This is a genomic window from Mycobacterium sp. NTMscope_MAC_12 (assembly GCF_976985675.1).
Genome location: NZ_CDRJYY010000001.1, coordinates 1,810,060 through 1,823,351, shown reverse-complemented (window position 1 = coordinate 1,823,351; position 13,292 = coordinate 1,810,060). Strand labels below are relative to the sequence as shown.

The 13,292-nt window shown below is 68.0% G+C and carries 14 protein-coding genes; 7 read left to right on the top strand and 7 right to left on the bottom strand.

Translation table 11 applies throughout. The features are described 5' to 3' along the window. Window positions 1-26: 26 nt before the first annotated feature. The gene (locus AC0KS4_RS08415) at window positions 27-518 is read left to right on the top strand and encodes a DUF1707 domain-containing protein (protein ID WP_238957816.1); all 492 of its coding nucleotides are present in this window, start codon (window positions 27-29) and stop codon (window positions 516-518) included. A gap of 73 nt (window positions 519-591) precedes the next feature. Here the strand turns inward: AC0KS4_RS08415 and AC0KS4_RS08410 are convergent, their stop codons facing one another. Then, window positions 592-2,067, bottom strand: coding sequence for a serine/threonine-protein kinase (locus tag AC0KS4_RS08410; RefSeq protein WP_238957815.1), 1,476 nt, complete (start codon window positions 2,065-2,067; stop codon window positions 592-594). A gap of 188 nt (window positions 2,068-2,255) precedes the next feature. On the opposite strand from AC0KS4_RS08410, the gene AC0KS4_RS08405 reads away from it, so the two are divergent. Continuing rightward, window positions 2,256-3,635 carry an FAD-binding oxidoreductase gene (locus AC0KS4_RS08405; RefSeq protein ID WP_238957814.1) on the top strand — a complete coding sequence of 460 codons (1,380 nt, stop codon included), beginning with the start codon at window positions 2,256-2,258 and terminating at the stop codon, window positions 3,633-3,635. A 21-nt stretch (window positions 3,636-3,656) separates the two neighbouring features. On the opposite strand, the gene AC0KS4_RS08400 is transcribed toward AC0KS4_RS08405, so the two are convergent. Continuing rightward, window positions 3,657-4,310: a carboxymuconolactone decarboxylase family protein gene (locus tag AC0KS4_RS08400; protein WP_238957813.1), complete on the bottom strand. Its 654-nt coding sequence runs from the start codon at window positions 4,308-4,310 to the stop codon at window positions 3,657-3,659. Between the two features lie 2 nt (window positions 4,311-4,312). After that, window positions 4,313-4,714, bottom strand: coding sequence for a nitroreductase family deazaflavin-dependent oxidoreductase (locus AC0KS4_RS08395; protein WP_238957812.1), 402 nt, complete (start codon window positions 4,712-4,714; stop codon window positions 4,313-4,315). Between the two features lie 85 nt (window positions 4,715-4,799). Here AC0KS4_RS08395 and AC0KS4_RS08390 point away from each other — a divergent pair, with 85 nt between their 5' ends. Further along, on the top strand, window positions 4,800-5,384 hold the full coding sequence (locus AC0KS4_RS08390) for a TetR/AcrR family transcriptional regulator (RefSeq protein ID WP_238957811.1): 585 nt from the start codon (window positions 4,800-4,802) through the stop codon (window positions 5,382-5,384). Between the two features lie 67 nt (window positions 5,385-5,451). On the opposite strand, the gene AC0KS4_RS08385 is transcribed toward AC0KS4_RS08390, so the two are convergent. Beyond that, on the bottom strand, window positions 5,452-6,117 hold the full coding sequence (locus AC0KS4_RS08385) for a TetR/AcrR family transcriptional regulator (RefSeq protein ID WP_238957810.1): 666 nt from the start codon (window positions 6,115-6,117) through the stop codon (window positions 5,452-5,454). A gap of 118 nt (window positions 6,118-6,235) precedes the next feature. Between AC0KS4_RS08385 and AC0KS4_RS08380 the strand changes: the two genes are divergently transcribed. Further along, window positions 6,236-7,549, top strand: a complete 1,314-nt coding sequence (locus AC0KS4_RS08380; protein ID WP_238957809.1) for a cytochrome P450 — start codon at window positions 6,236-6,238, stop codon at window positions 7,547-7,549. Between the two features lie 3 nt (window positions 7,550-7,552). Here AC0KS4_RS08380 and trxB read toward each other — a convergent pair whose 3' ends face one another. After that, window positions 7,553-8,545 carry a thioredoxin-disulfide reductase gene (gene trxB, locus AC0KS4_RS08375; protein WP_238957808.1) on the bottom strand — a complete coding sequence of 331 codons (993 nt, stop codon included), beginning with the start codon at window positions 8,543-8,545 and terminating at the stop codon, window positions 7,553-7,555. A 302-nt stretch (window positions 8,546-8,847) separates the two neighbouring features. Here trxB and AC0KS4_RS08370 point away from each other — a divergent pair, with 302 nt between their 5' ends. Then, window positions 8,848-10,515 (top strand): nitrite/sulfite reductase, encoded by a 1,668-nt coding sequence (locus tag AC0KS4_RS08370; RefSeq protein ID WP_238957807.1) that lies wholly within the window; start codon window positions 8,848-8,850, stop codon window positions 10,513-10,515. Beyond that, window positions 10,512-11,228, top strand: coding sequence for a sirohydrochlorin chelatase (locus tag AC0KS4_RS08365; RefSeq protein WP_238957806.1), 717 nt, complete (start codon window positions 10,512-10,514; stop codon window positions 11,226-11,228). Before AC0KS4_RS08370 ends, AC0KS4_RS08365 begins: the two co-directional genes overlap by 4 nt. Before the next feature lie 35 nt (window positions 11,229-11,263). On the opposite strand, the gene AC0KS4_RS08360 is transcribed toward AC0KS4_RS08365, so the two are convergent. Beyond that, complete coding sequence (locus AC0KS4_RS08360; RefSeq protein WP_225329546.1) at window positions 11,264-12,205, bottom strand: LysR family transcriptional regulator; 942 nt, start codon at window positions 12,203-12,205, stop codon at window positions 11,264-11,266. Window positions 12,206-12,429: 224 nt separating this feature from the next. Between AC0KS4_RS08360 and fdxA the strand changes: the two genes are divergently transcribed. Beyond that, entirely contained in the window at window positions 12,430-12,756 is a 327-nt protein-coding gene (fdxA, locus tag AC0KS4_RS08355) for a ferredoxin (RefSeq protein WP_225329545.1), read from the top strand. Window positions 12,757-12,763: 7 nt separating this feature from the next. Here fdxA and AC0KS4_RS08350 read toward each other — a convergent pair whose 3' ends face one another. Then, on the bottom strand, window positions 12,764-13,120 hold the full coding sequence (locus tag AC0KS4_RS08350; protein WP_238957805.1) for a type II toxin-antitoxin system HicB family antitoxin: 357 nt from the start codon (window positions 13,118-13,120) through the stop codon (window positions 12,764-12,766). Window positions 13,121-13,292 lie beyond the last annotated feature (172 nt).

The following is a 13,292-nucleotide window of genomic DNA, read 5'->3' as shown; positions in this document are numbered from 1 at the left end:
TTCACATCGGCGACCAAGGAGACGAGATGGCGAATCTGCTTGACACCACATCCACGCTCGCCGGCGACCGCGACCGGGAGCGCACGGCCGACCTCCTCGGCCAGGCCCTCGCGCAGGGCTACCTGCAGATGGACGAGTACGACCGCCGGCTACAAGCCACTTTCCAGACGCAGACCGACCACGAACTCCACGATCTCCTCGCCGACCTGCCGCTCGATCGCATCCGGCGCCAGGATCCCCGCCGGCGCGCCGCTCGCGTTGCCGCGGCCCGTCGCGGCGTGCGCGCCCACCTCGCCGCGTACCTCGCCATGGTCGTCATCGTGCTCGCCGTCTGGGCGGGCGTCGCGCTGACGACGGACGCCACCTACTTCTGGCCGATCTGGCCCATCCTCGGCGCGGGAATCGGGCTCGTCAGCCACGCCGTGTCGATACCGCGCCTGAAGCAAAGCCGTTGGCAGCCAGCGCTTTCGGCCGTTCTTGCGCCGGGCTCGTGCGCAGGGCGCTATCACATCCGCTAGCACGCTCGAAAGACATGTGCCACCCGCCGCGGTGGCATGGCAGGGTACGCCAAAGACGTTGACTTCCCAGTGATTACGACGCCGTGGCGTACTGCAGCACGGGTTCCGACGAATCGACGTGACCGTAGCTGATGATCCGCAGCCGGTGCGGGCGAATCTCGTAGACGACGCCGTCGACCGGGTTGGTGACGTCGAAGCCGTCCTCGACGCGCTGGGCATGAGAAAGCTCGATGTGGGCGCCATCGCGAATCCGCTCGCCGCGGTAATAGTACGTCCCGCTGAGGTTTTGACACACCACGGCCAGCGACTGGGCGGTGCGCACCACGGCGGCCGGCGGATTGCCCGGGTCGCAGCGGGCCGTCTCGCCGACGAACCCCAACCCGTCGGCGCCCTTCACCGGACGCGACAGCGTCGGCGTCAGCGGTGGCGGCGGGGTCGACGGGGCGGGAGGCGCCGCCGCGTGCACGGTCGAAGGCGGCGCGGCCGAACTGTTGTGGTGAGTCCCGACAACGGATTTCACCGACAACACCAACCCGGCGATCAGCAGCACCGTCGCGACCGCGGTCACCACGAGCGGTGTGCGTCCCTCAATCAGCCGACGAGCCGGCCGCGAAGACGCGGGAGGCGACTCGGGGCCGTCGCCGGCGTCAACGAAATCCGCCGACACCATCGGCAACGGGCGCGTCCGCGGAGGCCCGCTCACGCCCGCCGCAACCGAAACCGGCTCGTACGCGGCGAACACCGCCTCGCTGGCGGCGCGGGCAAGTTCGCCCGCGGATGCGTACCGCGCCGTGCGCTGTTTGGCCATGCCTCGGGTGATGATGTCGTCGTAGTCGCGGCCGACACCGCGGCGCATGATGCTGGGCCGCGGCGCCGGCGACAGCAGGTGGGCGCTCTTGAGCTCCCCCGGGTCGGTGCCCTCGAACGGCGGCTGGCCGGTGAGGCACTCGTAGAGCACACACGCCAGGGAGTAGACGTCGGTCTGCGCCCCGACGCGTCCGGTGGTGAACCGCTCGGGCGCCATGTACGTGCGCGAAAGGGACTCGTCGCCTGCGGCTTCAACGATGCCGAAGTCGGCCAGGTAGGTGAAGTGGTCGTGGGTGAGCAGGATGTTTTCGGGTTTGACGTCGAGATGCACCAACCCGGCCGCGTGCGCGGCGTCCAGCGCGCGCGCCACCTGCGCGGTGATCGATGCCGCGCGCGAGGGCTCCAGCGCGCCCTGCTCGCGCAGCAGGTCCTTGAGGCTGCCCCCGTCGTCGACCAGGTGCGTGTCGATGAACGGCACCCCGTCGATCTCGCCGAAATCGTGCAGCGGCAGCACATGCGGCTCCTGCAGTCGCGTCACCTTGCGGCATTCGCGCCAAAGGCGTTGCTGGAAGCCAGGGTCCGCGGCCGTCTCGCCACGTAACAGCTTGAGCGCGACCATCCGGTCCTTAACCGTGTCGTAGGCCCGATAGACCTCGCCCATTCCCCCGGCACCGATCTGCGATCGCAGCTCATACGGCCCGAACCGGGTACCGAGCCGCGAACCGCGGGACGAGGAAACCACTGCGCTATCCTTCCGCAACGTTGAAGACAGTCCAGCCCGCGTGTTCCCAAATCGGGCATCGACATAACGTGCGCAGGCTCACGCGTGTCGCAACCGCACGGCAGCGCCGGCCGCAGCTACGGTGCACCGGCGTCCCCCACCCTCCCGATACAGTGAGTGCCTGTCCGACGGGAGAAGGTGGGCCTTCGATGACCGACATGACAGCGCGATTCGCGACGATCGTCGGCGCGCACCACATACTAACGGGCGACGCCATCTCCGACGACTACGCGCACGACGAGGTGCTGACCAAGCCCCCGCAACGACCCGCGTACCTGGCCAAGCCCGCGACCGCCGACGAGGTGGCGCAACTGCTCAAGGCCGCCTCGGACAACCACGTGCCGGTGACGGCCCGCGGCTCGGGAACCGGCCTGTCGGGCGCGGCGATTCCCCGCGCCGACGGGCTGCTGATCTCCTTCGAGCGCATGAACGCCGTGCTCGAGGTCGACGTCACCAACCAGGTCGCAGTCGTCCAGCCCGGCGTGACGCTCACCGAACTGGACGCCGCGACCGCGGGCACCGGGCTGCGGTACATGGTCCACCCCGGCGAGCTGTCGTCCAGCGTCGGCGGCAACGTCGGCACCAACGCCGGCGGCATGCGCGCGGTCAAGTACGGCATCGCCCGCCACAACGTGCTCGGCTTGCAGGCCGCGCTGCCCACCGGCGAGCTCATCCGCACCGGCGGCAAGATCGCCAAGGTCTCCACCGGCTACGACCTGACCCAGCTCATCGTCGGCTCCGAAGGCACCCTGGCGCTGGCCACCGAGGTGATCGTCAAGCTGCAGCCGCGGCTGGACCACAGCGCCACCGTGCTGGCCCCGTTCGCCGACTTCGACCAGGTCATGCAGGCGGTGCCGAAGATCCTCGCCAGCGGCATGGCTCCCTACATCCTGGAATACATCGACAACGTGACGATGGCCGCGCTTGTCCATACCCAGAACCTGGAGCTCGGCGTTCCCGACGACGTCCGCGACAGCTGCCAGGCCTATCTCGTTGTGGCGCTTGAGAACCGGACCGCCGACCGGTTGGACGAGGATGTCGAGACGACGGGTGAGCTGCTCGCCGAGTTGGGCGCCGTCGACGCCTATGTGCTCGACGGCGGTGCGGCGCGCAAGCTCATCGAGGCGCGCGAGAAGGCGTTCTGGACGCTCAAGGCGCTCAACGCCGACGACCTCATCGACACCGTCGTGCCGCGGGGCGCGATGCCGAAGTTCCTGTCCGCCGCGCGCGATTTGGCGACGGCGGCCGGCGGCGCCGCAGCCGGATGCGGGCACGCCGGCGACGGCAACGTGCACCTGGCCATCTTCTGCCCGGACCCCGCGACACGGAAGAAGTTGTTGACCGATATCTTCGCGCTGGCAATGGAATTGGGCGGGGCGATCTCCGGCGAGCACGGCCTCGGGCGCGCCAAGGCCCCGTACTTCGTCGAACTCGAGGACCCCGTCAAGGTGGACCTGATGCGCCGCATCAAGGCCAGCTTCGACCCAGCCGGGATCCTCAACCCCGATGTGGTGTTTCGCGTCGGGTGACGCGTAATGCCGTCAAATGCCCTAGCGGACAAGCACGTTGTCGAGCGCCCGCAGGGCCGCCGCGGCGCGCCCGATGCCGTACTCGGCGCAGAAGCGAATCACGTCACGGACGTCCTCGGCGCTAAGACCGGCGTCGAGCGCGAGTTCGACGTGACGGCACAGCGACTCGTCGAGATCCTGCTGGCCGACGTCGGAGCTGAGCGCCATGATGGCGCGCTCGCGCCTGCTCAACAGGTCCTCCGACCACGCCCGCGATAGCTGCCAGTCGACGAATTTGGCGGTCCATTCGTCGGGGATGTCGGGGCGCCCCGCCGCGACGCTGCCCGCGCCGAGTTCCGCTTGCTCGCCGAGATCGCTTGTGTCGATTCCTGTTTCGATCGCGATCTCCGTGAGCCGGGCCAGCGCGTCCGCCGCCGCGGGGTAGCCCGAGTACGGGGCGACGAACCGGATCGCGGCCAACAACTCGGCGTAGGTGACACCGTGCATCGCTGCCGCCGTGACGTGCATCCGGAAGGCCAGCCCCAGATGCGCGCGGCACATGTCGAGCGTGATGGTCTGCAGCAGCTTTTCGCGAACGCTCGTCCCCGGCAGCCCGAACGTGAACGCGGCGACCTCGAGTCCGAGCTTCTCGAATTGCGGATCCAGTTCCCCCAGCGGGCTGCTCGGTAGGTCCATCGTCAACGCGCCGTTGCCAATTGGCTCACGATGTCGAGGCGCAGGAACTCCGGCGCCTTGATCACCCTGCGCAGCATGAACCGGATGAACGCCGGCATGTCGGTCGCGTCCTCGTCGCGGAACACGACCGGGGCGCCGAGCTGATACCGCCGCCTCTGGGTCTGCAGTTCGCAGCCCCCGGCGGCGAGAACGTTGCGCACCCAATCGGTTTCGGGACCGTACGTTAGCGCGATCACAAATCCGTTGTGGCGGCGAAAGACCCACAGCGGGGTGCGGAAAATGCGCCCCGATTTGCGTCCGCGATGGACGACCACACCCCATCCCGGCGCCCACGGGGCGATGAACTTGGTGAACCGATTGAGGCCGATCTTGTTGGCCCGGGCGACCCATCGCGGTGCTGGCATCTCCTTAACTCCTCACTTGGGGAATTTATGAGTCCACGCTAACTCCCGGGCATCCGGAAGTCAACGACTGTAGAATTTCTGGATTGTGCCCCCCATTGGACGACGCCCGGGCAACCCCGACACCCGGAACGAGATCGTGGCGACCGCGCGACGGCTGTTCGCCAATTCGGGATACGACAAGACCTCGGTCCGCGACATCGCCGCCGGCGCCGGCGTCGACCCGGCGCTGATCCGGCATTATTTCGGCAGCAAGGCCGAGCTGTTCCGGTCCACGATGGGGTGGCCGTTCGACCCCGCCGAGATCAGCGCGCACCTCGCCGACGGCGATCGCGAGGAAATCGGCGCGCGCCTGACGCGGGTGTTCTTCACAGCGTGGGAGCAGCAGGACTCCCGCGCTTCCCTACTGGCGATCCTGCGGGGCGCCGCCACCCACGACGAGTCGGCCGCCCTGGTGCGTCAGTTCATTCAGGGCCGGCTGTACCCGCAGATGGCCAAACTCCTGACGGGGTCGGACACCGAACTGCGTGTCGATCTGGCCATGGGGCAACTCCTGGGCATCGCCTACCTGCGCCACGTTCTGCAGGTCGAGCCGATCGCGTCGGCTCCGGTGGACGAACTCGTTGCGCGGGTCGCCCCGATCGTCACCGCCCACCTCACGCCACGGGGTTAGCGGGCAGAAGATGTGCCGTCGCACGGAGAGACGGCACATGTGACTCAGCCGGGCCGACGGCAGCCGATTAGCTCGGCCCGGTGACCATCGGCATCAGGTAGTTGCGCACATACGTGCGGGTGTCATCGATGGTGGCCAGGTTGATGCCGGTGTGCGGGGTGACGATGAATGACAGCGTCAGCCGGGTGTGCAGTTCGGCGACGGTGCGCAGGTGGCGCTCCTGAGCCGCCGTGGTTTTCGACGTGCCGTAGAGCGCGGCGCGCAGCAGCCCCATGGCGTGCTCGGTGGCGAAGTCGAGGATGGCGCCCGCGTCGATGGTCAGACTGGGCAGAATCGTTTCGGGCTCGGTGCGGAGCAGCTTCTTGAGCAAGGCGTGTTCGCGCATGAACGTCACCGAGAACACCGTGCTGTAGACCATGCGGTCTTCGAGCGTCGCTCCACGCTCCCAGGCCTGCGCGTCGCCCTCGAGGAAGCGGCGCGCCTCGGCCAGCACGACGGCATCGATGAGCGCCGCCTTGGTCGGGAACCGCCGATACAGGGTGGCGCGCCCCACGCCGCTGCGCCGCGCGACGTCTTCCATGGTGGTCCGGCGCATCCCCACCAGCTCGGCCTGTTCGGCGGTGGCGGCCAGGATGCGGGCGGTGATCTCGTCGGGGTTGTCGACCTGCGCCAGCACGACGGGATCGGGTTCGGTGAGTCGCCGCACGAATTCCGCCGTTCGCGTCGAGGTCACGAATCCTCCTTGCCCGCTCGTCGCGGTCGTCGTATCGTAGCGATCAGAACATGCGAGACATTTAGGGTCTCATTGTATCGCAGGGGCGAGCGGGGTTGAGGTTCCGGGAGGGATCCGTATGCGTGTCGGACTCAGGGCCCGGTGGGCGGCCATGCACGGCGTGCCGCGGGCGTACTTCGCCGTCCAGGCCCGCCGCGGCGACCCCCTCGCGCGGCTGCTGCGCAACGGAACGGCCGGCGAAGACCGCTATGCGCTGATGGAACAGATCCGGGCGCGCGGACGCGTGGTGCGCTCCCCGTACGTGTGGGCCAGTGTCGACCACGCCGTGTGCCGACAAATCCTGCGGGACAAGCGCTTTGGTGTCACCTCGCCGACCGAGATGGAATTGCCCCGCCCGCTGAAGGCGCTCATCGCCAAGACCGACCCCGGTGTGGCCAACCCGGTCGAACCGCCCGCCATGGTGATCGTGAATCCGCCTGATCACACCCGCTACCGGCAACTGGTGGCACAAAGCTTCACCCCGCGCGCGATCGACTCGCTGGACACTCGGGTCGCCGAAGTGACGATGGAGTTGATCGAACGCGTCGCCGCCACACCCCAGCCCGATTTGATCGCCGACTTCGCGATGCAACTGCCGGTGGCGATCATCGCCGAAATCCTTGGCCTGCCGCCCGATTCGTATCCACGCATGCTGGGGTGGGGCCGCAGCGGCTCCCCGCTGCTGGATATCGGGATCGACTGGAAGACCTACCGCGACGCCATCGACGGGCTGCGCGGCGCCGACGACTACCTGCTCGAACACTTCCACAGGCTGCGCGCCGCCCAGCAGAGCGACAATCCGTTCGGCCGCATGGCCGCCGACGGCTCGCTGACCGACCGCGAACTCACCGCCAACGCCGCGCTGATCGTCGGCGCGGGCTTCGAGACGACGGTGAACCTGATCGGCAACGGCATTGTCCTATTACTGCAGCACCCCGAGCAATTGGCGCTGCTGCACGACAATCCGGACCTGTGGCCGTCCGCCGTCGAGGAGATCCTGCGGCTCGCCAGCCCGGTTCAGATGACCGCGCGCACCCCGAACTGCGACGTCGACATCGCCGGCGCCCACATCGCGGCCGGCGACATGGTCGGACTGTTCCTCGGCGGCGCCAACCGTGACCCGAAGGTGTTCACCGATCCAACGACTTTCGATATCACCCGGGCCAACGCGCGCGACCACCTCGCGTTCGCATCCGGCATCCACGCCTGTCTCGGGGCCGCCCTGGCCCGCATCGAGGGAGCGACCGCGCTGCGCGCACTGTTCGAAAGTTTCCCCGATCTGCGCCTGACCGCTCCCCCACAACCGCGAGGGCTGATCAACTTGCACGGATACACCCGGCTGCCGGCCCACCTCGGCGGTCGCAGAACGACTTCCGCTGATCTGCCGGTGTAAACCTCAGCTACGCAACGACTCTCGACCCAACGCCGGCGTCACGGAGGCGTCCACGTCGGTTTCTTCATTGTCGGCGAGCCAGCGTTCGGCGTCGATGGCGGCCGCACAGCCGCTGCCGGCGGCGGTGACGGCCTGGCGGTAGGTGCGATCCACCAGGTCCCCGGCGGCGAACACCCCCTCGAGCGAGGTACTGGTGGTACGCCCACGCACCAACACATACCCGTCCGCGTCGGTCTCGAGCACCTCGCGCACCAACTCCGAGCGCGGATCATGACCGATCGCCACGAACACCCCAGTCACCGCCAGCGTCGACTCCTCACCGGTCACCGTGTCACGCAGCCGCAACCCGGTGACCGTCTCGGCACCCTGCACCGCCTCGACCGCCTTATTGGTCACAAACGTGATCTTGTCGTTGGCCCGCGCCCGCTCCAACATGATCCGCGACGCCCGAAACTCCTCCCGGCGATGCACCAACGTCACACTGCGGGCAAAGCGGGTCAAAAACGTGGCCTCCTCCATCGCCGAATCCCCACCACCGATCACCGCGATGTCTTGATCTTTGAAAAAGAACCCATCACAGGTCGCACACGACGACACCCCACGCCCCAACAACTCCTGCTCACCAGCCACGCCCAGATAGCGGGCGGCGGCGCCCATCGCCAAAATCACCGCCCGCGCGCGCACCGTCTCGCCTTCGCTGGTGGTCACCGACTTCACCGCCCCTTGCAGTGACACCGATTCGACGTCTTCCATCCGCAGATCGGCACCAAACCGCAGCGCCTGCTCCCGCATCTGATCCATCAACTCCGGGCCGGTAATGCCGTCACGAAAACCCGGATAATTCTCCACCTCGGTCGTCGTCATCAACGCCCCACCAAACGACGTCCCCTCAAACACCACCGGCGCCAACTGCGCCCGCGCCGTATACAACGCCGCGGTATACCCCGCAGGACCCGAACCAACAATGATCACGTCGTGGACGTCGGAGGAACTCATAAGCGGCCACACTACTGCGAGTCCGATCGGTGCCGCGGCCAATCCCTCTGGCCGCCAAAGGCAAAGACGTGAAGCAGCGCACACAACCAGCGGTTGTGTCCCCACAACAACCGCACCTCTACTGACGTCGCCGTAGCTCGTGCACTATGGAAATCGCGACCCGTGGGTCCAATGACGAACCTGCGGGTGCCACAGACCCAACATCATCGCGATGCCCGGTAGCCACGAAGGCCCTGCCCGCCTCTGGCCGCCCGCCGCCAATCTGAGCCGCCGCGAGGAAGTTCGCGAAGGAGATACACCGCATGACCACCGCACGTCCCGTCAAGACCCGTAATGAGGGTCAGTGGGCGCTGGGGGATCGCGAGCCCCTCAACGACACCGAGAAGATCAAGAACGACGATGGGCCGCTGAACGTCCGCGACCGCATCATCAACGTCTACTCCAAGCAGGGTTTCGGCAGCATCGCCAAGTCCGACCTGCGCGGACGCTTCCGTTGGATGGGCCTCTACACCCAGCGCGAGCAGGGCTACGACGGCAGCTGGACCGGCGACGAGAACACCGACAAGATCGAAGCCAAGTACTTCATGATGCGGGTTCGCTCCGACGGCAAGGCGATGACCGCGCACACAATGCGCACACTGGGCCAGATCTCGACCGAATTCGCCCGCGACACCGCCGACATCAGCGACCGGGAAAACCTGCAGTTGCACTGGGTCCGCATCGAGGACGTCCCCGAGATCTGGCGCCGCCTCGACGCCGTCGGGCTGCAGACCACCGAGGCGTGCGGCGACTGCCCGCGCGGCATTCACGGTTCGCCGCTGGCCGGCGACTCGCTCGACGAGGTGCTCGACCCGTCGTCCGCGATCGACGAGATCGTCCGCCGCTCGCTGAACAACCCCGAGTACGCGAACCTGCCGCGCAAGTACAAGACCGCGGTCTCCGGTTTGCAGGACGTCTCGCACGAGACGCATGACATCGCGTTCGTCGGCGTCCACCACCCCGAGCACGGCCCCGGCCTGGACCTGTGGGTGGGCGGCGGTCTGTCGACCAACCCGATGCTGGCCCAGCGGCTCGGCGTCTGGGTTCCGCTGGCCGAGGTGCCCGACGTCTGGGAGGCCGTCACCCAACTGTTCCGCGACTACGGCTATCGGCGGCTGCGCGCCAAGGCCCGGCTCAAGTTCCTGGTCAAGGACTGGGGCGTGGAAAAATTCCGTGACGTCCTGGAAACCGAATACCTCAACCGCAGGCTGATCGACGGCCCGGCCCCAACGCCGGTCAAGTACACCATCGACCACGTCGGGGTGCAGCGAATCAAGAACGGCCTCAACGCTATTGGCGTCGCGCCGATCGCCGGGCGCGTGTCGGGCAGCACCCTGTCGGCCGTGGCCGACCTGATGGAGAAGGCCGGCTCCGACCGGGCGCGGTGGACCCCGTTCCAAAAGCTGGTCATCCTCGACGTGGCCGACGACAAGGTCGACGAGCTGGTTGCGGGCCTGGACGCGCTGGGCCTGCCGTCGCGGCCGTCGTCGTGGCGCAAGAACACCATGGCGTGCACCGGAATTGAGTATTGCAAGCTGTCGTTCGCCGAAACCCGGGTTCGCACCCAGACTTTGGTGCCCGAGCTGGAACAGCGCCTGGCCGATGTCGAGTCTCGGCTGGACGCGCCGATCAGCGTGCATCTCAACGGCTGCCCGAACTCGTGCGCCCGAATCCAGGTCGCCGACATCGGGTTCAAGGGCCAGTGGATCGACGACGGCGACGGCAATTCGGTCGAGGGCTTCCAGGTGCATCTGGGCGGCGGCCTGGGCGAGCAGAGCGGCTTTGGCCGAAAACTGCGCCAGCACAAGGTCACCAGCGACGAGCTGGGTGACTATATCGACCGGGTGACCCGCAAGTACCTCGAAAAGCGCGACAGCGGTGAGGCTTTCGCGTCCTGGGCGCTGCGCGCCGAGGAGGACGACCTGCGGTGAGCACCCTCGTCCTCACCGCGCACGGCAGCCGCGACCCCCGGTCGGGTGCCAACGCCGAAGCCGTGGCCGACCGCCTGCGGGTGATGCGGCCGGACCTCGACGTGCGGCTGGCGTTCCTCGAGCTCAACGCCCCGAACTTCGTGGACGTGCTGGCCGGGTTGCCGGACAGCCGCCGCGCCGTCGTCGCGCCGTTGCTGCTGGCCAGCGCCTACCACGCGCGCCTCGACATCCCCGAACAGATCGCCCGCGCCGGGGCCCGCGGGATACGGCAGGCCGACGTGCTCGGCGAGGACGACCGGCTGGTCACCGTCCTGCGCGAGCGCCTGACCGAGGTCGGAGTTTCGCCCCTCGATGACGACCTCGGGGTGATGGTGGTCGCGATCGGTTCGTCGAACCTGGCCGCCAATGCGCGCACCGCGAAGGTGGCGTCCCGACTGGCCGCCGGCACCCGATGGGCCGGCGCCACAACGGCGTTCGCTACCCGGCCCGAGGCGTCGGTGGCCCGGGCCGCCGACCAGTTGCGCCGCCGCGGCGCGCGCCGGCTGGTGATCGCGCCATGGTTCCTGGCGCCGGGATTCATCACCGACGGCGTGTCAACCTTCGCCCGCGACAACGGCATTCGAATGGCCACCCCGCTGGGCGCGCACCGGCTGGTGGCCGAGACCGTGCTCGACCGCTACGACGAGGCGCTCGCGGCGGACGCCGCGGCCTGAGCGCTTCCCCGCCCCTACCCTTCCCGCCGAGCGTCCTATGCCGTTGCGCGGCTGATGATGTGACTCAACAGGTCGCGGATCGCCCCGGGCGGCGGGGTACGCCCGCCGACCCAGATGGCCCGAAACTTCCGGCGCAGATCCAGCTTGGGGATGTGGACCGCGTGCAGACGGCCGACCGCCAGGTCATCGGCCACCGCCAGCCGGCTCATGGCCGCCGGGCCCGCGCCGGCCAGGACGGCGGCGCGCATCGCCGCCGACGACGTCAACTCCAGCACGGGTGCGGCTTGCTGCGTGTCCTCACCGAGCACCTGGCGCAGCGCCGCCGCCAGCGAATCGCGGATGCCGGAATGGAGTTCGCGAGACACCAACGGCGTCTGCGCGAGCTCACGCGCGGTCACGATCCGCGACCGTCGGGCCCACTTGTGGTCCGGCGGGACGACGATGACCAGCTCGTCCTCCCCCACCACGCAGCTACCCAAACCCTTTGGCGTGCCAGGGTTTTCGACGAATCCGAGATCGGCCGTCCCGTCGCGCACCGAGGCGATGGCGTGGTCACTGTTGGTCGCGGTCAGAATGACCTGCGGCGCAGTTTCGCCGCGTCGCGCCGCATCGGCCTGTAGGGACAGCAGCCAGTGCGGCATGAGCTGTTCGGAAATCGTCTGGCTGGCCGACACCCTGATGCGTTCGCGGCCCTCTTTGCGCAGCGAGCCCAGGCCGGCGTCGATCTCGTGGGCAACGTCGAGCAGGCGGGTCGCCCAGTCCGCGACGATCAGGCCCGCGGGCGTCAGCTGCGAGCCGCGCGTTGTCCGGACGGCCAGGGTGACGCCGATCTGGGCCTCCATGGTGGCCAGGCGCCGCGATATCGCCTGCTGGGTCAGTCCCAGCTCGCGCGCGGCGCGGCCGAGGCTGCCGGTCTCGGCGATCGCCAAAAACGCCTCGAACGAGGACAGTTCGGGCAGCCGAGGGCTGAGTGGCATGGTGCGGCGCTCACAATCAAATCGTGTGACCACAACTATAGCTTGTGACACCACAACGCCAAACCTCTACTCACGCCCCGCGCGGACCGGAAGCATGGGGACATTGCCGCCTCGAAAGGGCCGGTGAGCCGCGCGGATGCCGCCGCGCTAAATTAGCCAGCCTGACCGAGTTGCTGCGGCCCGCAGCCGGCCGACCCCGCTAGCCAGACGGAAGGACAACATTCGTGGCCTACGTGATCGCCGAACCCTGCGTCGACATCAAAGACAAGGCATGCATCGAGGAATGCCCGGTCGACTGCATCTACGAGGGCGCCCGGATGCTCTACATCCACCCCGACGAGTGCGTGGACTGCGGCGCCTGCGAGCCGGTGTGCCCGGTCGAGTCCATCTTCTACGAAGACGACCTGCCCGACGAGCACAGCGGATACCTGCAGATCAACGCCGACTTCTTCACCGAGCTCGGCTCGCCCGGCGGAGCCGCGAAGGTCGGCCTGACCGAGAACGACCCCGCCCCGGTGAAGAACCTGGAGAGCAGGGCCGAGGCGTCGTAGCCGCGCGCTAATCCCATCCGGACAGGCCGAAGGTGTCGCTGGGTCGCCGCCCGGCCAGTTTCTGGACCACCCACTGGTTCATCGACACTCCCTGTTCGGCGGCTTCCACGGCCAGGCGGCCGTGCAGCTCCGGGGACGTTCGGACGACGATCGTGCCGCTGTAGTTGCGGTCCGCCATCGGGATCGGCGGCGTTTCGCCGCACGCCAGCATGGCCTGAACGTGCCGGTCGACGGCCTCCTCGATCTCAACCATCGCCTCCGGCGCCGTCCGCCCCTCGCGCCGCATGAACGGCAACTCGAGACACGAGGCGTCATATCTGTCGTAATGCCGTGACCAGGCAACGCGGTAGGTGTAGTGGTTCACGCCGGGTTTGGTAGCACGGGCGCTAGCGTTTTCGCGAGTCACTCATCCCCACCCGGAGAGCGCGCGGGAAGACACGAGGCCCCAAAGCCACGCTCCCCGGAGCCCGGCCGCCTCTCCAGACCAATGCGACCGTCCCGGATCCGCTAGCACCGGCGCTAGCGGATCCGACACG

Excerpts from the sequence above, each read along its gene's own strand:
- AC0KS4_RS08360 (WP_225329546.1), bottom strand. The coding sequence starts at position 12,205 with ATGCCACTCAGCCCTCGGCTGCCCGAACTGTCCTCGTTCGAGGCGTTT.
- AC0KS4_RS08395 (WP_238957812.1), bottom strand. The coding sequence starts at position 4,714 with ATGCCAGCACCGCGATGGGTCGCCCGGGCCAACAAGATCGGCCTCAAT.
- AC0KS4_RS08370 (WP_238957807.1), top strand. The coding sequence starts at position 8,848 with ATGACCACCGCACGTCCCGTCAAGACCCGTAATGAGGGTCAGTGGGCG.
- AC0KS4_RS08400 (WP_238957813.1), bottom strand. The coding sequence starts at position 4,310 with ATGGACCTACCGAGCAGCCCGCTGGGGGAACTGGATCCGCAATTCGAG.
- trxB (WP_238957808.1), bottom strand. The coding sequence starts at position 8,545 with ATGAGTTCCTCCGACGTCCACGACGTGATCATTGTTGGTTCGGGTCCT.
- AC0KS4_RS08405 (WP_238957814.1), top strand. The coding sequence starts at position 2,256 with ATGACCGACATGACAGCGCGATTCGCGACGATCGTCGGCGCGCACCAC.
- AC0KS4_RS08380 (WP_238957809.1), top strand. The coding sequence starts at position 6,236 with ATGCGTGTCGGACTCAGGGCCCGGTGGGCGGCCATGCACGGCGTGCCG.
- AC0KS4_RS08415 (WP_238957816.1), top strand. The coding sequence starts at position 27 with ATGGCGAATCTGCTTGACACCACATCCACGCTCGCCGGCGACCGCGAC.